Origin of the sequence: Muribacter muris (assembly GCF_001038205.1) — a bacterium.
Taxonomy (GTDB): domain Bacteria; phylum Pseudomonadota; class Gammaproteobacteria; order Enterobacterales; family Pasteurellaceae; genus Muribacter; species Muribacter muris.
Window position 1 is genome coordinate 1 of record NZ_JWIZ01000013.1, and the last position, 20555, is coordinate 20555.

At 43.0% G+C, this 20555-nt stretch carries 17 protein-coding genes, 2 tRNA genes, 1 rRNA gene and 1 pseudogene; 13 read left to right on the forward strand and 8 right to left on the reverse strand.

Annotation, left to right across the window (positions count from 1 at the left end; genetic code table 11):
• Nucleotides 1–73 precede the first annotated feature (73 nt).
• From rrf to RO21_RS02505, 5 genes are all read left to right on the forward strand, one after another.
• Nucleotides 74–189: ribosomal RNA gene (gene rrf / locus RO21_RS02485) — 5S ribosomal RNA — on the forward strand.
• 12 nt (nt 190–201) lie between these two features.
• A tRNA-Asp gene (locus RO21_RS02490) sits at nt 202–278 on the forward strand.
• A 40-nt stretch (nt 279–318) separates the two neighbouring features.
• Nucleotides 319–394: transfer RNA gene (locus RO21_RS02495), tRNA-Trp, on the forward strand.
• 198 nt (nt 395–592) lie between these two features.
• A complete protein-coding gene (gene mioC / locus RO21_RS02500; RefSeq protein WP_047976226.1) occupies nt 593–1039 on the forward strand; it encodes an FMN-binding protein MioC in 447 nt (148 codons plus the stop codon).
• A gap of 36 nt (nt 1040–1075) precedes the next feature.
• Nucleotides 1076–1837 (forward strand): FCD domain-containing protein, encoded by a 762-nt coding sequence (locus RO21_RS02505; protein ID WP_047976227.1) that lies wholly within the window; start codon nt 1076–1078, stop codon nt 1835–1837.
• A 108-nt stretch (nt 1838–1945) separates the two neighbouring features.
• On the opposite strand, the gene RO21_RS02510 is transcribed toward RO21_RS02505, so the two are convergent.
• The 6 genes from RO21_RS02510 to atoD form a co-directional block, all read right to left on the reverse strand.
• Complete coding sequence (locus tag RO21_RS02510; RefSeq protein WP_047976228.1) at nt 1946–3226, reverse strand: GntP family permease; 1281 nt, start codon at nt 3224–3226, stop codon at nt 1946–1948.
• Between the two features lie 107 nt (nt 3227–3333).
• Nucleotides 3334–4095 (reverse strand): 3-hydroxybutyrate dehydrogenase, encoded by a 762-nt coding sequence (locus RO21_RS02515; protein ID WP_047976229.1) that lies wholly within the window; start codon nt 4093–4095, stop codon nt 3334–3336.
• 31 nt (nt 4096–4126) lie between these two features.
• Complete coding sequence (locus tag RO21_RS02520; RefSeq protein ID WP_047976230.1) at nt 4127–5308, reverse strand: acetyl-CoA C-acetyltransferase; 1182 nt, start codon at nt 5306–5308, stop codon at nt 4127–4129.
• 18 nt (nt 5309–5326) lie between these two features.
• Nucleotides 5327–6670 (reverse strand): TIGR00366 family protein, encoded by a 1344-nt coding sequence (locus RO21_RS02525; RefSeq protein ID WP_047976231.1) that lies wholly within the window; start codon nt 6668–6670, stop codon nt 5327–5329.
• A complete protein-coding gene (locus RO21_RS02530) occupies nt 6667–7338 on the reverse strand; it encodes a 3-oxoacid CoA-transferase subunit B (protein ID WP_047976232.1) in 672 nt (223 codons plus the stop codon). The genes RO21_RS02525 and RO21_RS02530 overlap by 4 nt, the downstream gene beginning before the upstream one ends.
• A gap of 12 nt (nt 7339–7350) precedes the next feature.
• The gene (gene atoD, locus RO21_RS02535) at nt 7351–8001 is read right to left on the reverse strand and encodes an acetate CoA-transferase subunit alpha (protein WP_047976233.1); all 651 of its coding nucleotides are present in this window, start codon (nt 7999–8001) and stop codon (nt 7351–7353) included.
• 324 nt (nt 8002–8325) lie between these two features.
• Between atoD and RO21_RS02540 the strand changes: the two genes are divergently transcribed.
• Nucleotides 8326–9225, forward strand: a complete 900-nt coding sequence (locus RO21_RS02540) for a LysR family transcriptional regulator (RefSeq protein WP_047976248.1) — start codon at nt 8326–8328, stop codon at nt 9223–9225.
• A 59-nt stretch (nt 9226–9284) separates the two neighbouring features.
• On the opposite strand, the gene uxuA is transcribed toward RO21_RS02540, so the two are convergent.
• Nucleotides 9285–10463 carry a mannonate dehydratase gene (gene uxuA, locus RO21_RS02545; RefSeq protein ID WP_047976234.1) on the reverse strand — a complete coding sequence of 393 codons (1179 nt, stop codon included), beginning with the start codon at nt 10461–10463 and terminating at the stop codon, nt 9285–9287.
• A gap of 187 nt (nt 10464–10650) precedes the next feature.
• Here uxuA and RO21_RS02550 point away from each other — a divergent pair, with 187 nt between their 5' ends.
• From RO21_RS02550 to uidA, 5 genes are all read left to right on the forward strand, one after another.
• Nucleotides 10651–11496 (forward strand): SDR family oxidoreductase, encoded by an 846-nt coding sequence (locus tag RO21_RS02550; protein ID WP_047976235.1) that lies wholly within the window; start codon nt 10651–10653, stop codon nt 11494–11496.
• A 1-nt stretch (nt 11497) separates the two neighbouring features.
• Nucleotides 11498–12319 carry an HAD family hydrolase gene (locus tag RO21_RS02555; RefSeq protein WP_047976236.1) on the forward strand — a complete coding sequence of 274 codons (822 nt, stop codon included), beginning with the start codon at nt 11498–11500 and terminating at the stop codon, nt 12317–12319.
• A 4-nt stretch (nt 12320–12323) separates the two neighbouring features.
• Nucleotides 12324–14084: a glycoside hydrolase family 3 protein gene (locus tag RO21_RS02560; protein ID WP_047976237.1), complete on the forward strand. Its 1761-nt coding sequence runs from the start codon at nt 12324–12326 to the stop codon at nt 14082–14084.
• 9 nt (nt 14085–14093) lie between these two features.
• Nucleotides 14094–15491, forward strand: a complete 1398-nt coding sequence (locus RO21_RS02565; RefSeq protein WP_047976238.1) for an MFS transporter — start codon at nt 14094–14096, stop codon at nt 15489–15491.
• Nucleotides 15492–15566: 75 nt separating this feature from the next.
• Nucleotides 15567–17345 (forward strand): beta-glucuronidase, encoded by a 1779-nt coding sequence (gene uidA / locus RO21_RS02570; RefSeq protein WP_047976239.1) that lies wholly within the window; start codon nt 15567–15569, stop codon nt 17343–17345.
• A 197-nt stretch (nt 17346–17542) separates the two neighbouring features.
• Here uidA and RO21_RS02575 read toward each other — a convergent pair whose 3' ends face one another.
• Nucleotides 17543–18523: a TRAP transporter substrate-binding protein gene (locus RO21_RS02575; RefSeq protein WP_047976240.1), complete on the reverse strand. Its 981-nt coding sequence runs from the start codon at nt 18521–18523 to the stop codon at nt 17543–17545.
• A 235-nt stretch (nt 18524–18758) separates the two neighbouring features.
• Here RO21_RS02575 and RO21_RS02580 point away from each other — a divergent pair, with 235 nt between their 5' ends.
• Nucleotides 18759–19241, forward strand: coding sequence for a TRAP transporter small permease (locus tag RO21_RS02580; protein WP_047976241.1), 483 nt, complete (start codon nt 18759–18761; stop codon nt 19239–19241).
• A 1-nt stretch (nt 19242) separates the two neighbouring features.
• Nucleotides 19243–20543, forward strand: a pseudogene (locus RO21_RS02585) (TRAP transporter large permease).
• Nucleotides 20544–20555 lie beyond the last annotated feature (12 nt).

The following is a 20555-nucleotide window of genomic DNA, read 5'->3' on the forward strand; positions in this document are numbered from 1 at the left end:
TGAGAGTAGGGCACCATCAGGATTTATTAAATGAGCTTATTTTTACAAGTGAACTGATTTAATAAAGAATTTGATTAACAGCAAGAGTGCAGTAGCACCACCTGATTCCATTCCGAACTCAGAAGTGAAATGCTGTAACGCCGATGGTAGTGTGGGGATTCCTCATGTGAGAGTAGGGCACTGTTAATCATCCTAATTTGCGGAGCGGTAGTTCAGCTGGTTAGAATACCTGCCTGTCACGCAGGGGGTCGCGGGTTCGAGTCCCGTCCGTTCCGCCACTTATTTAAAATTAGCGAGTTTATTACTCGCTTTAGCTTTAGGGGCGTAGTTCAATTGGTAGAGCACCGGTCTCCAAAACCGGGTGTTGGGAGTTCGAGCCTCTCCGCCCCTGCCATATTATAAATTTTAAAAGCAGCTTATAGAGCTGCTTTTTTATTATCTGCATTCTACTATCTGATTGTAGTTAATCGATTTTCTCTCATTGATATGGCTACTAATGTGTAAAGCCATCATAAAATTTGCCTAATAAAACACTGAATTAGAGTGAATACGCTATAATAGGCTATAGTTTAACTGTTGAGAGTAAAAATTTATGACCCAATCTATCTGTATTATTACTGGTAGTACATTAGGTGGGGCAGAGTATGTTGCCGATCACCTAAATGATGTATTGAATGCAAAGGGCTATCAGGTTGATGTATTCAACAATGCCGGGCTTAACGATATTCAATCACGCCCCCACCTTATTGTCATTACCTCTACGCACGGTGCTGGCGAGTTGCCGGATAATATCCAGCCGTTGTTTGAGGAAATTGCCGAACAATCTCCCGATTTTTCAACTCTGAAATTTGGGGTTATTGGTTTAGGTAGCTCTGATTATGATACCTTTTGCTATGCCGTTGATATTGTCGAAACTGCGCTGAAAGCACAGGGTGCAACACAGGTGTGCGATTCCCTCCGCATTGATGTAACGCAAAATTTTGACCACGACGGTTCAGCGGAAGCGTGGCTGTCAAGTTTCATTGAGCATATTAAATAATCCTTTCCATTTATTGTGTAATCCCATTTTAGAATGATGAAATCCGAAGAAAATAGCCAATTACGTTCCTATAAGAAAATAGGGGCTTTACTTAGGGAAGATTTAGCAAAAGGAATTTATAAGCTGGGGGATAGACTACCGCCAGAGCGAGATATTGCCGAGCGTTTCGGTGTGAGTCGGACAGTGATCCGAGAAGCGTTGATAATGTTGGAGCTGGAAGAACTGATTGAGGTTAAAAAGGGATCGGGCGTTTATGTCGTCAACCTCCCGACTAGCTTGCCTCAAAAAGTGGTTACACGTTCTGAGGAAATCGGGCCTTTTGAATTGATACAGGCTCGCCAATTATTAGAGAGCGGTATTGCCGAATTTGCGGCGATTCAGGCAACCCGTAATGATATTGTATTGCTTCGGAATATATTGAAGAAAGAGAAAGAAACGTTAGATTTAGGTTTGGATGATTATGTTGAAGATCAGCAGTTCCATTGTACCCTTGCACGTATTACGCAGAATGAAGTGCTGATAAAAATCCAACAAACATTATGGGATTACCGTTTTACCAGCTCAATGTGGGCGGGGTTGCACGCTCATATTAGGAATTTTGAATACCGAAAAAAATGGTTAGCGGATCACGAAGCGATTTTAAATGCGATTCAACGCAAAGATCCAGCTCTTGCGCGTAAAGCAATGTGGCAACATTTAGAGAACGTGAAACAAACGTTGTTTGAACTGTCTGACCTCGATGATCCGGACTTTGACGGCTATTTATTTAACACTAGCCCTGTTGCAGTTGGGGTTTAATCTGCTATCTTTATTTTATATTGTTTAAACTGCCGAGAATACAGGGAGACAAGCGGTCTCCCTATACGCAAATTTTGCAAAAAAAATAACTCGGCAGACCGCTTGTCTTTAGTAAATCCCGAATAAACTAAACAATAAAATCACAATAACGGTCGCAATGATCGGGAGAATAAATGAGGTAACGGCAATCTCAAGGTACGAATCTTTGTGCGTCATTCCCGTATTACTGAGTAATGTTAATACGGCACCATTATGCGGCATTGTATCTAACCCGCCGGAAGATAGCGATGCAATGCGGTGAAAGGCTTCGGGAGAAATATGCGCTTGTTTGGCTATAGCGAGGTATTTTTCGTCCAATGCTTCTAACGCTATACCCATTCCGCCTGATGCCGATCCCGTTGCACCGGCTAAAATATTGACGGCGACAGAGAGCGAAATTAACGGGCTGCCCGGAATATTTAAGATCATCGTGGTTAAGTGTTCAAAGCCCGGTGCCATTCTCACCACACTGCCAAAACCGACTGCCGCGGCGGTATTGATAATTGCGCCTACTGCACCATTAGCCCCTTTTCCGATTGCAGAGGTAAAAAATTGTCTTTGCTTTATGTTGAGTAACATCACTAAAGCGATACCCGCCAGCAAAGCAAGCACGATATTTTTCGGATCGCTGTTGCTAAGCCCAATAAGCGGTGGAATAAAATTAAGTACAACGATAACGGTGGCTAATGGGAGAATAGCGAGTAAAGGGGACGGTAGTTGTTCTTGTTGTGCTTTAGTCGTTTTATTGTCAGGCTCAACAAAATATTCGCCTTGTCGGGCATATTTTCTGCGTCTGTATTCAAGGTAAGCAACGCCGCCGAAAAATAAAATAGCGGAAGCGGTTAAACCCATTATGGGCGCAGCCATTGCGTCTGTACCGAAATATTGTGTCGGAATAAGGTTTTGAATTTGCGGTGAACCGGGCAATGCTGTCATCGTAAATGTAAATGCGCCACAAGCAATGGTGCCGGGGATTAAACGGCGACTGATATTGGCTTCTTTAAAGCTGACCCCGCCGTAAGTGAGTAATGCGCATCCTAACACAATAGAGGCGATTGCGCTTTTTGAGCCCATCACTTTTGTCAGCCAAACGGCGATAGATTTTGCACTGCCTGTTACATCCATTAAGTTACCGAATATTGCGCTGAGTAAGAAAGCGGGAAACCACGCTTTCACAAAACCGACTAAGCCGTTCATATAGCTGCCTAAGTAGGCATCTAAAATATCTAACCCGCCGGTCAATGCGACAATCGCCGCACATAAGGGGGCAATCCAAACGATTGAATAGCCTCGAAAAGCTAAAAACATTAGCAAAACCAAGCCGATAAAAATACCGATTAAACTGAACATAAGGTTCTCCTTATTTTCTTCTCTGTATTGAACGTTAGATACCACCCGTTCATCGTTGTAAAAAATATCGCACAATGAACCGCTTGTTAGCCCATTGTGCGAGGGGATTAGCCGGCAGTCCAACCGCCATCAATCGACAGGTTTGCGCCGGAAATTGAGCTTGCGGCATTAGAGCAGAGGAATTTCACAAACTCACCGATCTCTGCCGGTTCGATTAAGCGTTTTACCGCCGCTTTTTGTAGCATAATTTTGCTGATAACCTCTTGCTCGGAAATACCGTGATGTTTCGCTTGATCGGCGATTTGCTTATCGACTAACGGCGTTCTGACGTAGGCAGGACAAATGGAATTTACCGTAATACCGTATTCACCGCCTTCTAACGCTGCGGTTTTGGTGAAGCCGGCTAACCCGTGTTTAGCAGAAACATAGGCAGATTTAAACTCGGAGGCGACCAAGCCGTGAATGGAGTTTAGATTAATCACCCTCCCCCAACGATTTTGTTGCATATAGCGCCAACTGTATTTGGTGAGTAGGAAAGGGGCAGTGAGCATTAAGTTCAGCATTAAATCCCAACGATCTTCGGGAAAATCGGCAATAGGCGAAATAGTTTGGATACCGGCAACATTGACTAAAATGTCCACACTGCCAAATTGTTCGACAGCATAATCAACAACGGCTTTACAGTCTGCACGCTTGGATAAATCCGCTACGGTATATGCGGCGTGTAATCTTTGTGCTTCTTGTTGTAAAAGCGGTTGGTTAATATCCACCATAACAACCTTTGCACCGGCTTGTGCAAGATTTTGGCTGACGGCAAGACCGATGCCGCTTGCCGCACCGGTAACAATCGCAATTTTTTCATTTAACATAGATAGCTCCTGTTGGTGTAGTGATGAGGGTTTAAGGGCGTTCAACGATCATTGCGATACCTTGACCACCGCCGATACATAATGTCGCTAGCCCTAGGGTTTTATTTCGAGCTTGGAGTGCATAAAGTAAGGTAACTAAAATTCTGGCACCGCTTGCGCCGATAGGGTGACCGAGTGCAATTGCGCCGCCATTTAGATTAGTTTTAGCCAAATCTAACTGCAGTTCCTTGGCAACCCCTAATGCTTGGGCGGCAAAGGCTTCATTAGCTTCGATCAAATCAATTTGATCTAAGTTTAATTGAGCTTTTGCCAACGCTTTTTTGACGGCGGGTATCGGCCCTAGCCCCATTACCTGCGGATCGTTTCCCGCACTGGCATAGCTGAGAATACGGGCTAAGGGGGTAAGCCCGAGCGCTTTGGCTTTGCTTTCTGTCATCAATAATAGGGCGGCGGCACCGTCATTTAGACCGGAAGCATTACCGGCGGTAACTGTGCCGTCTTTGGTGAATGCGGGACGTAGTTTGGCGAGGCTTTCGGCAGTTGTGCCAAAGGTCGGATGCTCGTCTTGGTTAAAGCATTGTTCGCCCTGACGGGTTTTGAGGATAACCGGAACAATTTCTGCAGAAAATGTGCCGGATTCAACCGCTTGTTGTGCCAATGTTTGTGAACGAAGGGCAAATTGATCTTGTTCTGTGCGGCTTAATTGGTATTTTGTGGCAATATTTTCCGCGGTAATACCCATATGATAACGGTTGATGGCGCAGGTTAAACCGTCTTCCACCATTGTATCCCGTAGGGTTAAATTCCCCATTTTTGCACCGAAACGTGCTTTGCTGTCGAGTACATAGGGGGCTTGGCTCATATTTTCCATCCCTCCGACAATCACAATCTCGGCATCGCCGGCAGTAATCGCTTGTGCGCCAAGCACGACGGCTTTTAAACCGGAACCGCACACTTTATTGAGGGTAAACGAGGAAACATTATCGCTAATGCCGGCTTTTAGGGCGGCTTGGCGGGCGGGATTTTGCCCTAAACCCGCTTGTAGAACGTTACCCATAATCACCTCGTCCACCTTTGAAGCATCAATATTGGCACGTTTTAATACTTCATCAATCACAATTGCGCCTAAATCAATCGCACTGGTATGTGCTAAGCTGCCGCCGAAGCGACCGATAGCGGTTCTTGCCGCACTGACAATCACAATATTTTCCATTATGTCCTCCTGTTAGATTTATAAGAAATAGAGTCCGATGACAAAGATAGGGGTGGTAAAAATGAGTGCAGTAATGCAGTAGCCCATAATATCTCTTACCCCTAATCCTGCGATGCCGAGGGCGGGAAGCGCCCAAAACGGTTGTGCCATATTTGCCCACATATCGCCGTAGGCGATAGCCATTACCGATTTGCCTAAATCGGCTTCAAGGGAGAGGGCGGCAGGAATGACAAACGGACCTTGAACAACCCAGTGTCCGCCACCGGACGGCACGGCAAAATTGACGAGGGCAGAGCTAAAGAAGGTTAACAGCGGGAATGTGTCTTTATTGGAGATGTTGACGAAAAATTCGGTAATCATTCCGCCTAGACCGGAGTGTTCCATCATTAGCTGCATTCCGGCATAAAATGGGAACTGGATAAGAATACCAGCGGTACTGCGAGCGGCATTGGTGATTGCTCTCACATAAGCGGCAGGCGATCCGTGTAGTAAAATACCCGTCATTAAGAAAATGAGATTGACAGTATTGATGGTGAGACTAAATCCGTTTTGAAAGAAAGAGATCGCCAAATAACTAAACCCAGTGCTGGCAATTAGATAAGCTAATAGACGGCTTTCTTCAATTTTTTCGGCAAGCGTTGCCGTGTGATCAAGTGTTTTGCTGAAGTCCGGATCGGGTTGTAATAATTGAGGATTAACGGTGCGAACATCACCGCCTTTCGGGTTCATCATTCGGGTAATAAAAGGCAGGCAAATAAGTAGCATTAGAATGATAAAAAGGTTGTAGCCGGTGAATAGTGTTTGATTGACGGGGACGATGCCGAGAGGGTTGGTGCCGGAGCTAATGAGGTGGGCGATTGGGTTATTGGGTGTGGCGGCTTGTAGCGGCATTGAGCCGGAAAATCCACCGCCCCACGTCATAAAGCCGATATAAGCACAAGCAATCAGTAAAGCATAATCCGTTCCTTGAATACGGCGGGCGACCTCTTTGGCAAACATCGCCCCGACAACTAAGCCAAATCCCCAGTTGATCGCACAAGCGGCGGCACTCATAAAGGTAACTAGCATTACACCTTGCGCCGGCGTTTTAGCGATAGAGGCCGTTATGCCAAGACAGCGGCGGATCTGCGGAGCAGAGGCAAGCGCATTACCTGTTACAACGACCATTGCCATTTGCATACTAAAAGCGAGCAGATTCCAAAAGCCGTTACCCCACATATTAACGAGTTGTATTGGGTTATGATCGGTAAATCCCCAAGCGCAGAAGAAAATGACGAGGCTTAAGAGAACCGCCAGGACAAGCGGTTCCGGCATATAGCGGCTGACAAGTGTTGTCGTACAGCGGGCGATACGGTTAATCATACGACTAATCCTTTTTCACTGATGATCATTTGTTTAAAATCATCGGCAACAATAAAATCCGCCTCTGTTTTTGCTTGAATGGTTGCTAAATCGACGTTAGGGGCGTGTTCTTTTAAAACCAGTTTGCCTTGCTCAAATTCAAAAACCGCCAGTTCGGTTACAATCATTTTGACTTTATTGAGTGCGGTTAGAGGTAAGCTGCACTGTTTTAAAATTTTAGATGCACCGGATTTGGCACAGTGTTCCATTCCGATGATGACTTTTTTCGCACCGGTGACTAAATCCATTGCCCCTCCCATTCCCGGCACCATTTTGCCCGGTACCATCCAATTGGCGAGATTAGCTTGCTGATCGACCTCTAATCCGCCCAGCACGCAGGCATCAATATGCCCTCCTCTGATGAGTGCGAAAGAAAAGGCACTGTCAAAAAAAGCGCCGTCTGCTTTTATGCCACAAGGCTGCCCGCCGGCATTCACAATATTAGGGTTATCATTTTGCGGATCGTGCGCCGTGAGACCTAAGAAGCCGTTTTCAGATTGCAGGGTAATATCAATATGATCAGGCAAATAATTAGCAACTAGTGTCGGTAGCCCAATGCCGAGATTGACGATATCGCCGTTTTGAAGCTCCATTGCAATACGGCGCGCGATTAATTCTTTTGCGTTCATACGATGTCTCCCTTAATAGCTTGGAATGAGGTAATCAACCAGCATTGCCGGTGTCATAACCTGATTTGGATCGAGTGTGCCTGCTTTGACGATTTTATCTGCTTGCACGATAACGGTTTTGGCGGCCAGTGCCATTAGCGGATTAAAGTTGCGGGCGGCACCGTTGTAAATGAGATTACCGTTTTCATCGGCAATATCGGCTTTGAGGATCGCAATATCGGCGGTGAGCGGGCGTTCTAGTAAGTAAGTCGTACCGTCGATCTCTATTTTTTGTTTGCCTTGTTCTACGACTGTCCCTACCCCTGTCGGTGTTAAAATTCCGCCTAAACCGGCGCCACCTGCTCGAATGCGTTCGGCAAATGTTCCCTGTGGGATTAGTTCGACCTCAATTTCACCTGAAATCATTTTTTTGCCGGTTTCCGGATTCGTGCCAATATGGGAAGCAGAAATTTTCTTCACTCGATTTTGTACAATTAACGGCCCTACGCCGTTGTGTACTTGTGCTGTGTCGCTACAAATCAGATGAATATCGTGAATCTCACTTTCTAAAATCGCTTGTACGATTTTTTCAGGTGTTCCGATACCCATAAAACCACCGGACATTATGGTCATACCGTTAAAAAAATGACGGGGTAGCTCAGTGAGAGAAATGAGTTTTGACATAGTCTGCTCCAAAGTCTATTTCATCAGAAATATTTATAATAAAAAGTTGGCTTCACCGCTTAAATCAAGCGTTGTATTTGATTTAATGGTAAGATGTAAGAAATTTAATCGTTTATAGGCAAATAATTCGTATATAAAGATCTGTTTTAAAAGCAAATACCTATCAATTTGTGTTGTTTAAAAAAGGATAGCAAAAGAGATTGGTGATTAGAAATACAGATTTTTTAGCCACCTATAAATTTTATTGATAGCTTTGGTGAGGAACGGATATTGCAAGCGGTCGAAACCGTCATCTTTTTTGTAATGTTATTTGAGGAGGTTGTCGTGGATATTCGGCATTTACGTTATTTTATCGCTATTGTGGAAAATAACTTTAATTTGAGTAAGACAGCTCAAAACCTTTATATTTCACAACCGGCATTAAGTATGATGATTGCTGATTTTGAAAATAAAGAAGATATTCAATTATTTAAACGTCTAAATGGGAAAATAGTCGGCTTAACTTATATTGGTGAGAATTATTATAATGATGCAAAGGAGATCATCAGTAAATATAATGAAATGCATCGTAATTTACATAAGGAGAATAAGGAAATCTTAGGGGAAATCGCTATTGGTATTCCGCCATTGATTTTATCGGTTATTTTTCCTGACGTAATGCCAAAAATGATATTAAATCATCCGATAATTCAGTTTGAAATAAAAGAGAAAGGCGCATTTGCTTTAAAAAGTGAGCTATTATTAGAGCAGGTTGATTTTGCAGTGCTGCTTTATCCGGAGGGGATCTCGAAAAATATTATTGATTCCTTTGAAATTCATCATTCCGAGTTATCCGTGTTTCTTTCGCCCTCTCACCCTTTAGCCCATAAGGAAGTGATTGAATGGCAGGACTTAAATAAAGCGAAAATGGCGATTTTTGACCATACGTTTATGATATCACATCAATTAAAAGATGCATTTGAACGGCATAATATTTACCCTAATATTATTATTGAATCCAGTTCTTGGGATTTTATGTTAAGTGCCGTAAAGTTAAATTCGGATATATTAACAATATTACCTTATCCGATCGCACAGCAGTATTCTTCTACAGATTTTATTTGTCGAAAAATTAGAGATCCGATTTTATGGCGGGTAACACTTTGTCGCTTAAAGAAAAATAATTATTCAACAGTGGAAAACTATATTTTTGATTTATTATTAAAGGCATTTAAAATTAAATAAACAAGCGGTCTTTTTACAAATTTTTGAATAAAAATAACCGCTTGTAGTGCTATTTTACTTTAAAAATAAGCCCGTTTTAACGCAAATTCTAATCCTCGCAGTTCGGCAAGACCTCTTAAACGCCCAATGGCAGAGTAGCCGGGATTGGTTTTTTTGTGCAAATCATCAAGCATTTGATGCCCGTGATCAGGGCGCAGAGGAATTGGGCGAAAATCGCCAATCCCTTGGCGGCGGCGCTCTTCCGCTAACAGTGTTTTGACGACCTCAAACATATCTACATCTCCGGCAAGGTGATCAGCTTCGTGAAAACTGAGCGGGTTTTGCTCCCGCTGTGTTGAACGCAAATGAGCAAAGTAAATGCGATCGGCAAATTTTTCTGTAATTGCGACTAAATCATTATCCGATCTCACCCCATATGAGCCGGTACACATTGTAAAACCGTTTGCGGGTAGATTGACGGTATCAATCAGCCATTGCATATCTTCAGCACAGGACACTATGCGAGGTAAGCCCAAGATTGCGCGCGGGGGATCGTCCGGGTGTATTGCCATTCTGATGCCGACTTCTTGCGCAACAGGTATGATTTTTTTGAGGAAATAGGCGAGATGTTCACGGAATTTTTCCGTTGAGATGCCGTTATAGCGATCGAGTTGAGCTTGAAATGCTTGCAAAGTATAGCCTTCCTCCGACCCTGGTAGCCCGGCAATGATATTATGCGTTAGCTTCTGTTTATCGGCTTCGCTCATTTGATCAAAATAGCTTTTCGCTTCACGCTGCTCGCTTTCGGTATAGTTTAGGTAAGCATTCGGACGTTGCAGGATATAAAGCTCAAAAGCACAGAAAGCAACTTGATCGAAGCGTAATGCTTTTGAACCGTCTGGCATTTGGTATTCCAAATCGGTTCTTGTCCAATCAAGTACCGGCATAAAATTGTAGCAGACTGTATCAATCCCACACTGTGCCAAATTGCGTAGTGTTTGTTGGTAATTCGCAATCCATTGCTCGAATTGCCCCGTTTGTGTTTTGATCTCTTCGTGTACCGGCACACTTTCAACCACCGACCAAGTTAAGCCTTTCGCCTCAATCACGGCTTTACGTTTTTGGATTTCCGCTATTTCCCATACCTGCCCGTTCGGTATATGGTGTAGTGCGGTAACAATTCCTGTCGCCCCGGCTTGTTTTATATCATCTAAAGATACGGGATCGCTTTCCCCATACCAACGCCACGTTTGTTCCATTTTTTACTCCCAATTAGTTTCTCATCACAAAATAGAATGAGATTATTTTAGTATAGTTTTGTTGTGTTTGGTAAACCAAAATGGTTGTTTTGTGAGGTGGATCACAAAATCAATATTTTTTGGTATTCCAAATTGTAAAAAAGGGATAAAGTGATGTCAGTTTAATCAGAAATAAATCGGAGAAGGTATGAGTATTGAGAAAAAACATAATTTTACGGGAAAAGTTATTGTGATAACGGGAGCTGGAGGCGTTTTATGTGCTTACTTTGCAAAAGAGTTGGCTAAAACCGGGGCAAAAATTGCCTTGTTAGATATTAACGTAGAGCAAGCGGCGGCTTATGCGGCGGAAATTACCGCTGCGGGCGGCGTTGCAAAAGCCTACCAAACCAATGTGCTGGATCTTGCAAGTCTTGAAGCTACTCGGCAGGCGGTATTAGCGAATTTGGGCGGCTGCGATATTTTAATTAACGGCGCAGGCGGGAATAGCCCTAAAGCGACAACCGATAATGAATTTCACGAGTTTGATCTGCCGGCACAAACAAAATCGTTTTTCGATTTAGATAAATCAGGGATTGAGTTTGTGTTTAATTTGAATTATCTCGGCACGCTATTACCAACCCAAGTCTTTGCTAAGGATATGATGGGTAAGCAAGGCGCAAATATCATCAATATTTCGAGTATGAATGCCTATACGCCACTGACAAAAATTCCGGCGTATTCCGGTGCAAAGGCTGCAATTAGTAATTTCACACAATGGTTGGCCGTGCATTTTTCTCACATTGGTATCCGTTGTAATGCGATTGCGCCGGGCTTCTTAGTCAGCAATCAAAATAGAGCCTTATTATTTGATGAGCAAGGTAATCCGACCCCAAGAGCAAATAAAATTCTAGTAAATACGCCAATGGGACGCTTTGGTGAGGCTCACGAATTGTTAGGCGGTATTCTCTTTTTGATGGATGAACATTACGCCAGTTTTGTTAATGGTGTGATTTTGCCGATTGACGGTGGTTTTTCCGCTTATAGTGGGGTGTGATATGGGGTTTGAGAAAAATCACAATGTGATTGTATGTATTGATTCCGATGGTTGTGCAATGGATACAATGAATTTAAAACACCAACGCTGTTTTGGCCCCTACGCCGTTGAAGTATTTGGCTTGAGAGATCGGGAACGCTTTATTGCGATTTGGGATCGGCTAAATTTGTATTCGCAGACTCGGGGTATAAATAGGTTTAAAGGCTTGGTATTAGGGTTAAAAGCGTATGGTTATGAGTTGGATATTCAACATTTAACCGATTGGGTAAATAGTAGTCGTGAGCTTTCAAACAGATCTCTAATGGCGGAGTTTGAACGAGTTGGCTCGGCAGATTTACGGTTAGCGTTAGATTGGTCGGAAAAGGTCAATGAGGGGATTAAGGCTCTGCGTCATCAAGATGCACCTTTTGGCAATGTTAAACGTTCCCTTGAGATGATAACGCAGTTTGCCGATGTTGCTGTGGTGAGTTCGGCAAATAATGATGCCATTATTGATGAATGGAGCCGCCATCATCTTTTGCCTTATGTGAATGTTGTTTTCGGTCAGGAACAAGGCTCAAAAGCCTTTGCATTAAATCAGTTAAAACAATACGGCTATCAGCCGGAACAGATTTTAATGGTGGGCGATTCTCCGGGGGATTTGGGTGCCGCCCAAGAGGCTCGAACTCTCTTTTTTCCTATTTTGTGTCATCAGGAATCAGAAAGTTGGGATCGTCTTGTATTGGAAGCCTTAGGAAAGTTGGTTTTCCAAAAATTTGACGATACTTATCAGCAGCAGCTTATTGCAACATTTCAACAACATCTCACCGCTTCAGAGGAGTAATATTATGTCAGTCGATTTAAGCAAACGCCCGTTTTATCTTAGTCCGGACGATATACAGTGGGTTAAACAAACCATTGCCGGTATGAGTTTAGAAGAAAAAATCGGGCAGCTTTTTGTCAATATGGGATCAAGCAGAACGGAAGAATACCTCACGGAAATGGTGAATAAGTACCATATCGGTGCAGTACGTTACAACCCTGCAAAGGCTGAGGAAGTCTATGATCAAAATCTAATTTTGCAGACACAAAGTAAGATCCCGCTGCTGATTGCGGCAAACACTGAAGCGGGTGGAAATGGTGCTTGTACAGACGGCACGGAAATCGGTGTTCAAGTGAAAATTGGTGCAACGGCAAATACAGAATATGCCTACCAAATGGGGAGAGTCGCAGGTGTTGAAGCGGCTGCGATTGGTTGTAATTGGAGCTTTGCCCCGATTGTCGATATCAATTATAACTGGCGTAATCCTATTATTTCTAATCGTTCTTTTGGCTCTGATCCGGATTTGGTGCTTGAAATGGCGTTAGCTTATATGAAAGGGATTCAAGAAAGTGGGATTGCACCGGCAGCTAAGCATTTTCCCGGCGATGGCGTCGATGAGCGGGATCAGCACTTATCATTTAGTGTGAATAGTTTTTCTTGTGAGCAATGGGATCGAACATTCGGTAAGGTTTACCAAGGGCTGATTGATGCCGATTTGCCTTCAATTATGGCGGGTCATATTCATTTACCTGCCTATGAAAAGTATTTTAATCCGAGTTTGCAAGATGAAGATTGCCTCCCTGCCACCCTTTCTAAGCCTTTATTAACCGATTTATTACGGGGTAAGCTCAATTTTAACGGTGTGATTGTAACCGATGCCAGTCATATGGTTGCAATGACTTCGGCGATGAAGCGGAGCGAAATGTTGCCGGCCGCGATTGCTGCGGGGTGTGATTTATTCCTCTTTTTTAATGATCCCGATGAAGATTTTGGCTATATGTTGGACGGATACCGTAATGGCATTATTTCAGATGAGCGTTTAGAAGCGGCTCTACAACGTATTTTGGGATTAAAAGCGCGTTTAGGCTTGCATAAAAAAGCGAAAGGACAATGCTTGTTACCGAAGGCGGAGGCTCTCGCAAAAATCGGATTACCGGAAAATAAAGCGATATTTAGAGAAGTGGCGGATAATGCTATTACACTGGTGAAGAATAAACAGGCTGTTTTTCCGATTACCCCCGAAAAATACGCTAGAGTTCTGCTCGTGAATGTGAAAGGCGTAGAGGGTGGTTTTGGCAAAATGGTTGCGGGTAATCGACCAAGTGCAGTTGCAATTTTACAGGAGAAACTGACCGCTTGCGGTTTTGAGACGACGATTTACCACTCGCCGATGGCGGATATTTTGAAAATGTCCGATGAAGATCAAGTTAAGACAATCCGTAATGAGTATTCACAAAAACGTCCGATTGCCGAATTGGTCAATCGCTATGACTTAATTATTAATGTTGCCGATGTCCATATGAGTACGGTTCAGCGTATTGTGTGGCAGGCAACGAAAGGTACGCCGGATATTCCGTTCTATGTCCACGAAATTCCAACCATTTTTGTTTCCGTACAATGCCCGTTTCACCTCGCCGATGTGCCCCAAGTGAAAACCTATATCAATGCGTATGACGGTAAGCTCGATACAATGGCACTATTAGTTGACAAAATGATGGGGCGTTCCGAGTTTAAAGGTGTTAGTCCGGTCGATGCCTATTGCGGCTTTAAAGATAGCTATATTTAGGGGGAGAATATGAACATAAGACCTTTCGGCTTAAAAGATAAAGTCGCCTATATGGCGGGGGATATTGCCAATGACTTTAGTTTTATTATGTCCTCTTCTTTCTTAATGCTGTTTTATACCAATGTATTAGAAATAGAGGGCTATGTTGTTGGTTTACTGTTTTTAATCGCCCGAGTATTGGATGCGTTCACCGATGTTGGTATGGGGAGATTGGTCGATACCATAATGCCGTTTAAGGAAGGGCGTTTTCGTGGGATCATTAAGCGAGCAGCACCTTTTGTTTGTGTGAGCGGTTTCTTACTTTTCCTGCATATCGTGAAAGATTGGGCATATCCTTACAAGTTAGCCTATGTTGTGGTTACCTATTTGCTGTGGGGGAGTTTTGCTTACACGGCGGTAAATATTCCTTACGGTTCAATGGCAACGGTGATTAGCACTAAACCAGAGGATCGTGCCACACTGTCTGTGTTCAGAACAATGGGAGCAAATATTGCAGTCCTTTTTATCTCATTTTTTGTGCCGTTGTTAATCTATAAGGAGATTGATGGTAAGCAAGTGATTGTCCCTGAAATGTTCACGGTAATTATGGGAATTTTTATGGTTATCGCATTTTTCCTTTATCAATATTGTTGGAAAAATACGATTGAACGGGTTCAACTTCCCGTACAACAGCGTAGAAATCACCATCAGGAACGATGTTTTGATGATATTAAAGCGATATTTACGAGCCTGTTGGGGAATAAGGCATTGATGATATTCATCTTAGTCGCAATCATTTTGTTATTGGCAAACTTGCTGATTGGTACGATGAACCCTTATTTATATGTAGATTATTTTAATAGTAAGTTTGCGCTATCTGTCGGCGGAATGTTACCGGTGATTGCCACCTTTGCCATTGCACCTTTTGCACAGGTTTTAGTTAAAAAATTCGGTAAGAAAGAGTCTGCGGCAGTGGCACTATTATTCACCGGAATCGTTTATCTTATTTTGTTCTTTTTAAAAATCAGCAATGTTTGGGTTTATTTAGCGATAGCCTTATTTGCTTTGCTCGGTTTGAACTATTTTATGGTAGTCATTTGGGCATTTATTACCGATATTATTGATCATCAGTACCTTAAAACGCATAGACGGGAAGACGGCACGATTTATGCGGTTTATTCCTTTGCCCGCAAAGTGGGGCAAGCGCTTGCCGGTGGTTTGGGCGGTTTTGCATTAAGTTTTATCGGCTATATGGCAAATGCCCCGATGCAAACACCGGAAACGCTAAATGCGATTTATCGTGTCGCAACCCTAGTACCGGCATTATCCTGCATTGTGATCTTCTTCATCTTGCAATTTTGGTATCCGTTATCCAAAGAGATTGTGGATCGGAATGTTGCCGCTTTAGAAAAAGCGAACCGTTCTTAATCTGATAAGCGGTTGTTTGTAAGGCAAAACTTGCAAAACAGCCGCCCTTCCTACCCTCAAAAATAAGGAGATATTATGTTGTACCCTCTTGCAACCGAAACTCGACAACTGATTGATTTAAGTGGTGAATGGCAATTTAAATTTGCCAATCACACTGACTGGCAACCGATAGCCGTTCCCGCATCCTTCAATGATCAGCTTGTGCTTAGTGAATGTAAGAACTATGTTGGTGATTTTTGCTATCAAACCGAGTTTTATCTGACACCGGCAATGTTAAAGGAGCGGATTTTTATCCGATTTGGTTCGGTGAGCCACTTTGCACAAGTTCGGATTAACGATCAAACAATAGGTGAACATCAGGGCGGGTTTACCCCGTTTGAATTTGAGATTACACAAGCGGTGAGATTAGGGAAAAATCTTGTGAGAGTAGATGGCAATAACATTCTCAATAATTCAACTCTGCCCGTAGGAAACTATTCGGAATACCAAAATGAACAAGGTGAAATGAGGAAGAAGGTCAGCGAAAATTTTGACTTCTTTAATTATGCAGGGATTCATCGACCGGTAAAAATTTGGACGAAGCCGCAAAGCTATATTGAGGATATTACCATTACTTATGAACTGGAACAGACACGGGCGCAGGTTAATGTCGCACTGATGTTACAGGGCGATTGGGATAGTGCGAAGATAAGGATTTTTGACGAAAATGATCAAGAAGTTGCCTATTCTGAGGGATTAGTTTGCCAGCAACTGACGATTGAAAATGTCGTCCGTTGGCAGCCACGCAATGCTTATCTCTATAAGATGCAGGTAATGTTATACCAAAATGAGCAGTGTCTGGATAGTTATACGGAGACCTTTGGAATGCGTACCGTTGAGATCAAAGATAATCAGTTTTTAATCAATGATAAACCGTTTTATTTTAAAGGTTACGGGCGGCACGAGGATACGCATTTTAACGGCCGAGGGTTGAACAATGCGGCGAATATATTAGATACCAATTTAATGAAGTGGCAGGGGGCAAACTCATTTAGAACCTCTCATTATCCCTACTCGGAAGAGATGATGCGGCTGGCGGATCGGGAAGGATTTGTGGTGATTGATGAAACGACTGCGGTAGGGCTGATGCATAATTTTGGCGCAGGATTAATTAATGATCCGGCAGAACAAGACATTAATACTTGGCAGAAATACACGACAATGGAAGCTCACCGTCAGGTTATCAAGGAATTGATTCAACGGGATAAAAATTATGCTTGCGTGGTAATGTGGTCGATTGCAAACGAGCCGTCTTCAGCAGAAGAAGGGGCATACGAATACTTTAAGCCTCTGTTTGATCTCGCGAGAGAATGTGATCCGCAAAAACGCCCGTGCTGTTTTGTGAATATTATGCTCGCGCCGGCAGGGAAAGATCTGGTTATGGCGTTAAGCGATGTTATTTGCCTTAACCGCTATTATGGGTGGTATGTCAATACCGCCGATCTTTCTCAAGCGAAGAAGGCATTACAAGCAGAATTAGAGTATTGGCATACCTTATTTCCGAACAAGCCGATAATGTTCACGGAATATGGTGCAGATACGGTGGCAGGTTTGCACGATATGGATTTCAATACCCCGTTTACTGAAGAGTTTCAGATTGAATATTATAAAGCACATCACGAGGTTATTGATAAACTGCCTTACTTTATCGGGGAGCAGGTTTGGAACTTCGCTGATTTCCAAACAAAATACGGTACTTTCAGGGTACAGGGTAATAAAAAAGGGCTATTTACCCGTACTCGTGAACCGAAAATGGCGGCTCATTATTTCAAAGAGCGTTGGAACAGCATTCCCCATTTCGGCTATAAAAGCTGATTTGGCTGAATAACAAGCGGTGGGATAGCACTCAATTTTTGCAAAACAGCGCAGTATAAAGAAATCGGGGCACAATGTTATATTTGTGCCCCGATATATGTTGAATAGGCGATTGAATATGATTAGAGGTTAATCACCGTAGTAAGAGATGACTGTTAAAAAACAGCATAATCCGACCGCTTGTATATTATATGAGGTTATTCAATCGCTTTAATTTTCTCGACCAGTTTATATAGATCGGGATGAGTTTGTTGAATCTCCTGATACATTGGTTCAACGGCCTGTTTAAAGGCGGCTTTTTCAACCTCAACAAATGTTACCCCCTGTTTTATGGCTTTCTGCTTTTCTTGATTTTCTGAATTTGCCCACAGTTCAAACATTTTTTCTGTGGTTTGTTGTGCCGCACTTTCAAGTGCTTGGCGGTTTTCTGGTGTGAGCGTATTCCACACTTTAGTCGAAATCACCAAGACATCAGGCACCATTGTGTGTTCGTCTTGGCTGAATATCGAGCTGACTTCGTGGTGGCGGCTAAGGGTGTAAGACGGAATATTATTTTCAGCGGCATCGACAACATTTTGTTGTAGAGCGGTATAAAGCTCACCGTAAGCAAGCGGCGTTGGATTACCGCCTAACGCTTTTACCATATTAACGGCGGTTGGGCTTGGCTGAACCCTCACTTTGAGCCCTTTCAGATCATCAGGGTGCTTTATTGCTTTTGCGGCATAAAAACTTCTTGCACCAGCATCTAAGTAGGCGAGTCCGATAAAACCGTTATCACTGGAAGCCTGTAAAATGGTTTTGCCTAAACGGCTACGCAGGACATTATGGTATTGGGTTTTGTCTTTGAACAGATAAGGGAGATTGTAAACCCCATATTGTTTAGAAAAGGCTTCCAGCTCTGCCGCATTGGATTTTGCTAATGCTAATGCCCCTTTTTGCACTAATTCTAATGATTCCCGTTGTGTGCCGAGTTGAGCATCCGAGTAAATCCGAATTTTTAATTCTCCTTGCGATAGCTCATTGGTTTTTTCGGCAAAAAATTGTAAGGCGTGATGTACCGGGTGAGATTTATTTTGGTTATGACTGAGCTTCAATGTGGTTGCGGCACTGCTATTGGCGGATAGCAGTGCGCACCCTATTGTTAGTAATGTTAAGCGGAAATGTTTAGTCAAGCACATAGCAACTCCTTCGTGAAATAAATTGGTAAACAAAATAACCCTGCATTTGCGAGTTAGACGATATTATCTACACCAAGGTATTCCAAAAGCAATTCAAACGATCTAAAAATGTGATGTAAATCACATATTTTTTTATTTGGTATTCCAAAATAAAAAATATGTGAACAAGATCACAGAAAAATATTATTGCTGTTGTTATAGTAGCTATATCGTTTAAATCAAAGGCGTAGCCGATATGATAAAGAAACTTAATAAACTCGTGGCAGGGTTGATCATTGGGATTTTTTCCATTTTGGTTGGGTGTGTGGTATGGCAGGTCATCTCTCGGTATGTCCTTGGGACACCAAGTATTGCCACAGATGAAATCGCCCGTTTTTTGTTTATGTGGGTCGGTCTAATTGGTGCGGCTTATGCAACGGGTCTAAAACAACATTTGGCGATCGATCTGCTGTTGATGAAACAAAAAGGTAAGCAAAAAATCGGCTTACAACTGTTCATTTTAGCCGTGATGCTCATTTTTGCTGTATTTGTTTTGATTTATAGTGGTATGCAACTGGTCATTGATACTTATTTGAGCGGTCAGGTTTCACCGTCTTTAGGAATAAGTATGGGGTGGGTTTACCTCTGTTTACCTTTATCCGGCGGCATTATGTTGGTTTATCTCGTGGCGGAGATCACGCATAACCTGCAACAATTGACGAACTTTGAGGGGATCTAAAATGGAATGGCTTGCTATTTTCATTTTATTTGGCAGCTTTGCATTATTATTGGCGTTGTCTGTGCCGATTTCTTTCGCCATTGCGCTTGCTACCTTTTTGACGATTTGCGTGTCTTTACCCTTTGATTCCGCTTTAATGGTCGTTACGCAAAAATTGGCATCCGGACTGGATAATTTTGCATTGCTTGCCATTCCGTTTTTTATTTTGTCCGGCAATATTATGAATCGTGGTGGGATTGCTTTACGCTTGATTGAGCTGGAAAAATTCTTGGGGCGAGATTACCCGGCTCATTGTTTCACTGCAATGTGTTGGCAAATATGATGTTTGGATCGATTTCTGGTTCGGCAGTGGCATCGGCAGCCGCAATGGGCGGGATAATGTCGCCGCTGCAGAAAAAAGAGGGCTATGATCCGGAATTGTCCGCTGCGGTGAATATTGCCTCTTGCCCGACGGGCTTGCTTATTCCGCCGAGTAATACCTTGATTGTTTATTCCCTTGTTTCCGGCGGTACGTCCATTTCCGCACTCTTTTTAGCCGGTTACTTACCGGGTATTTTAATGGGGTTAGGCGTAATGTTGGTTGCAGGCTTTATTGCTCGGAAACGAGGTTATGCAAAGGGAGAAAAAGCCTCTTGTGCGCAAATTCTAAAATGTACGCTTGATGCGCTGCCTTCGTTGTTACTTATTTTTATTGTGATTGGGGGCATTATTGCCGGGGTATTTACGGCTACGGAAGCCTCTGCGATTGCAGTCGTTTATACCTTGATTTTGTCGATGGTGATTTATCGAGAAATCAAATTGCGTGAATTGCCGAAAATCATTTTAGAGTCAAGCGTAACAACCGCCATTGTTTTATTGCTGATTGGCGCATCTTCCGGTATGTCGTGGGCAATGGCAAATGCGGATATTCCTTATTTAATCCAAGATGCGTTTCTTTACATATCAGAGAACCCGATCGTGATTCTGTTGGCAATCAACCTACTGTTGTTGATTGTCGGCACCTTTATGGATATGACGCCGGCAGTGCTGATTTTCACTCCGATTTTCCTGCCGATTGCAACGGATATCGGTATTGATCCGGTACATTTCGGCATAATGATGACCTTTAACTTATGTCTCGGTATTTGTACACCACCGGTCGGCAGTGCGTTATTTATTGGCTGCTCGGTGTCCGGGGTGAGTATTGATAAAGTTATTAAAACGATGTTGCCGTTTTTCTTCATTCTGCTGATAAGCCTGTTACTCGTAACCTTTATGCCGAATATCAGCCTTATTTTGCCGAAGTTATTGCTGAATTATTGATAGGGAGGAAAG

Coding starts and splice junctions, on each gene's coding strand:
- RO21_RS02575 (WP_047976240.1), bottom strand. CDS start 18,523: ATGTGCTTGACTAAACATTTCCGCTTAACATTACTAACAATAGGGTGC.
- RO21_RS02505 (WP_047976227.1), top strand. CDS start 1,076: ATGAAATCCGAAGAAAATAGCCAATTACGTTCCTATAAGAAAATAGGG.
- RO21_RS02525 (WP_047976231.1), bottom strand. CDS start 6,670: ATGATTAACCGTATCGCCCGCTGTACGACAACACTTGTCAGCCGCTAT.
- RO21_RS02555 (WP_047976236.1), top strand. CDS start 11,498: ATGGGGTTTGAGAAAAATCACAATGTGATTGTATGTATTGATTCCGAT.
- RO21_RS02565 (WP_047976238.1), top strand. CDS start 14,094: ATGAACATAAGACCTTTCGGCTTAAAAGATAAAGTCGCCTATATGGCG.
- RO21_RS02560 (WP_047976237.1), top strand. CDS start 12,324: ATGTCAGTCGATTTAAGCAAACGCCCGTTTTATCTTAGTCCGGACGAT.
- uxuA (WP_047976234.1), bottom strand. CDS start 10,463: ATGGAACAAACGTGGCGTTGGTATGGGGAAAGCGATCCCGTATCTTTA.
- mioC (WP_047976226.1), top strand. CDS start 593: ATGACCCAATCTATCTGTATTATTACTGGTAGTACATTAGGTGGGGCA.
- RO21_RS02510 (WP_047976228.1), bottom strand. CDS start 3,226: ATGTTCAGTTTAATCGGTATTTTTATCGGCTTGGTTTTGCTAATGTTT.
- RO21_RS02520 (WP_047976230.1), bottom strand. CDS start 5,308: ATGGAAAATATTGTGATTGTCAGTGCGGCAAGAACCGCTATCGGTCGC.
- uidA (WP_047976239.1), top strand. CDS start 15,567: ATGTTGTACCCTCTTGCAACCGAAACTCGACAACTGATTGATTTAAGT.
- RO21_RS02515 (WP_047976229.1), bottom strand. CDS start 4,095: ATGTTAAATGAAAAAATTGCGATTGTTACCGGTGCGGCAAGCGGCATC.
- atoD (WP_047976233.1), bottom strand. CDS start 8,001: ATGTCAAAACTCATTTCTCTCACTGAGCTACCCCGTCATTTTTTTAAC.
- RO21_RS02580 (WP_047976241.1), top strand. CDS start 18,759: ATGATAAAGAAACTTAATAAACTCGTGGCAGGGTTGATCATTGGGATT.
- RO21_RS02550 (WP_047976235.1), top strand. CDS start 10,651: ATGAGTATTGAGAAAAAACATAATTTTACGGGAAAAGTTATTGTGATA.
- RO21_RS02530 (WP_047976232.1), bottom strand. CDS start 7,338: ATGAACGCAAAAGAATTAATCGCGCGCCGTATTGCAATGGAGCTTCAA.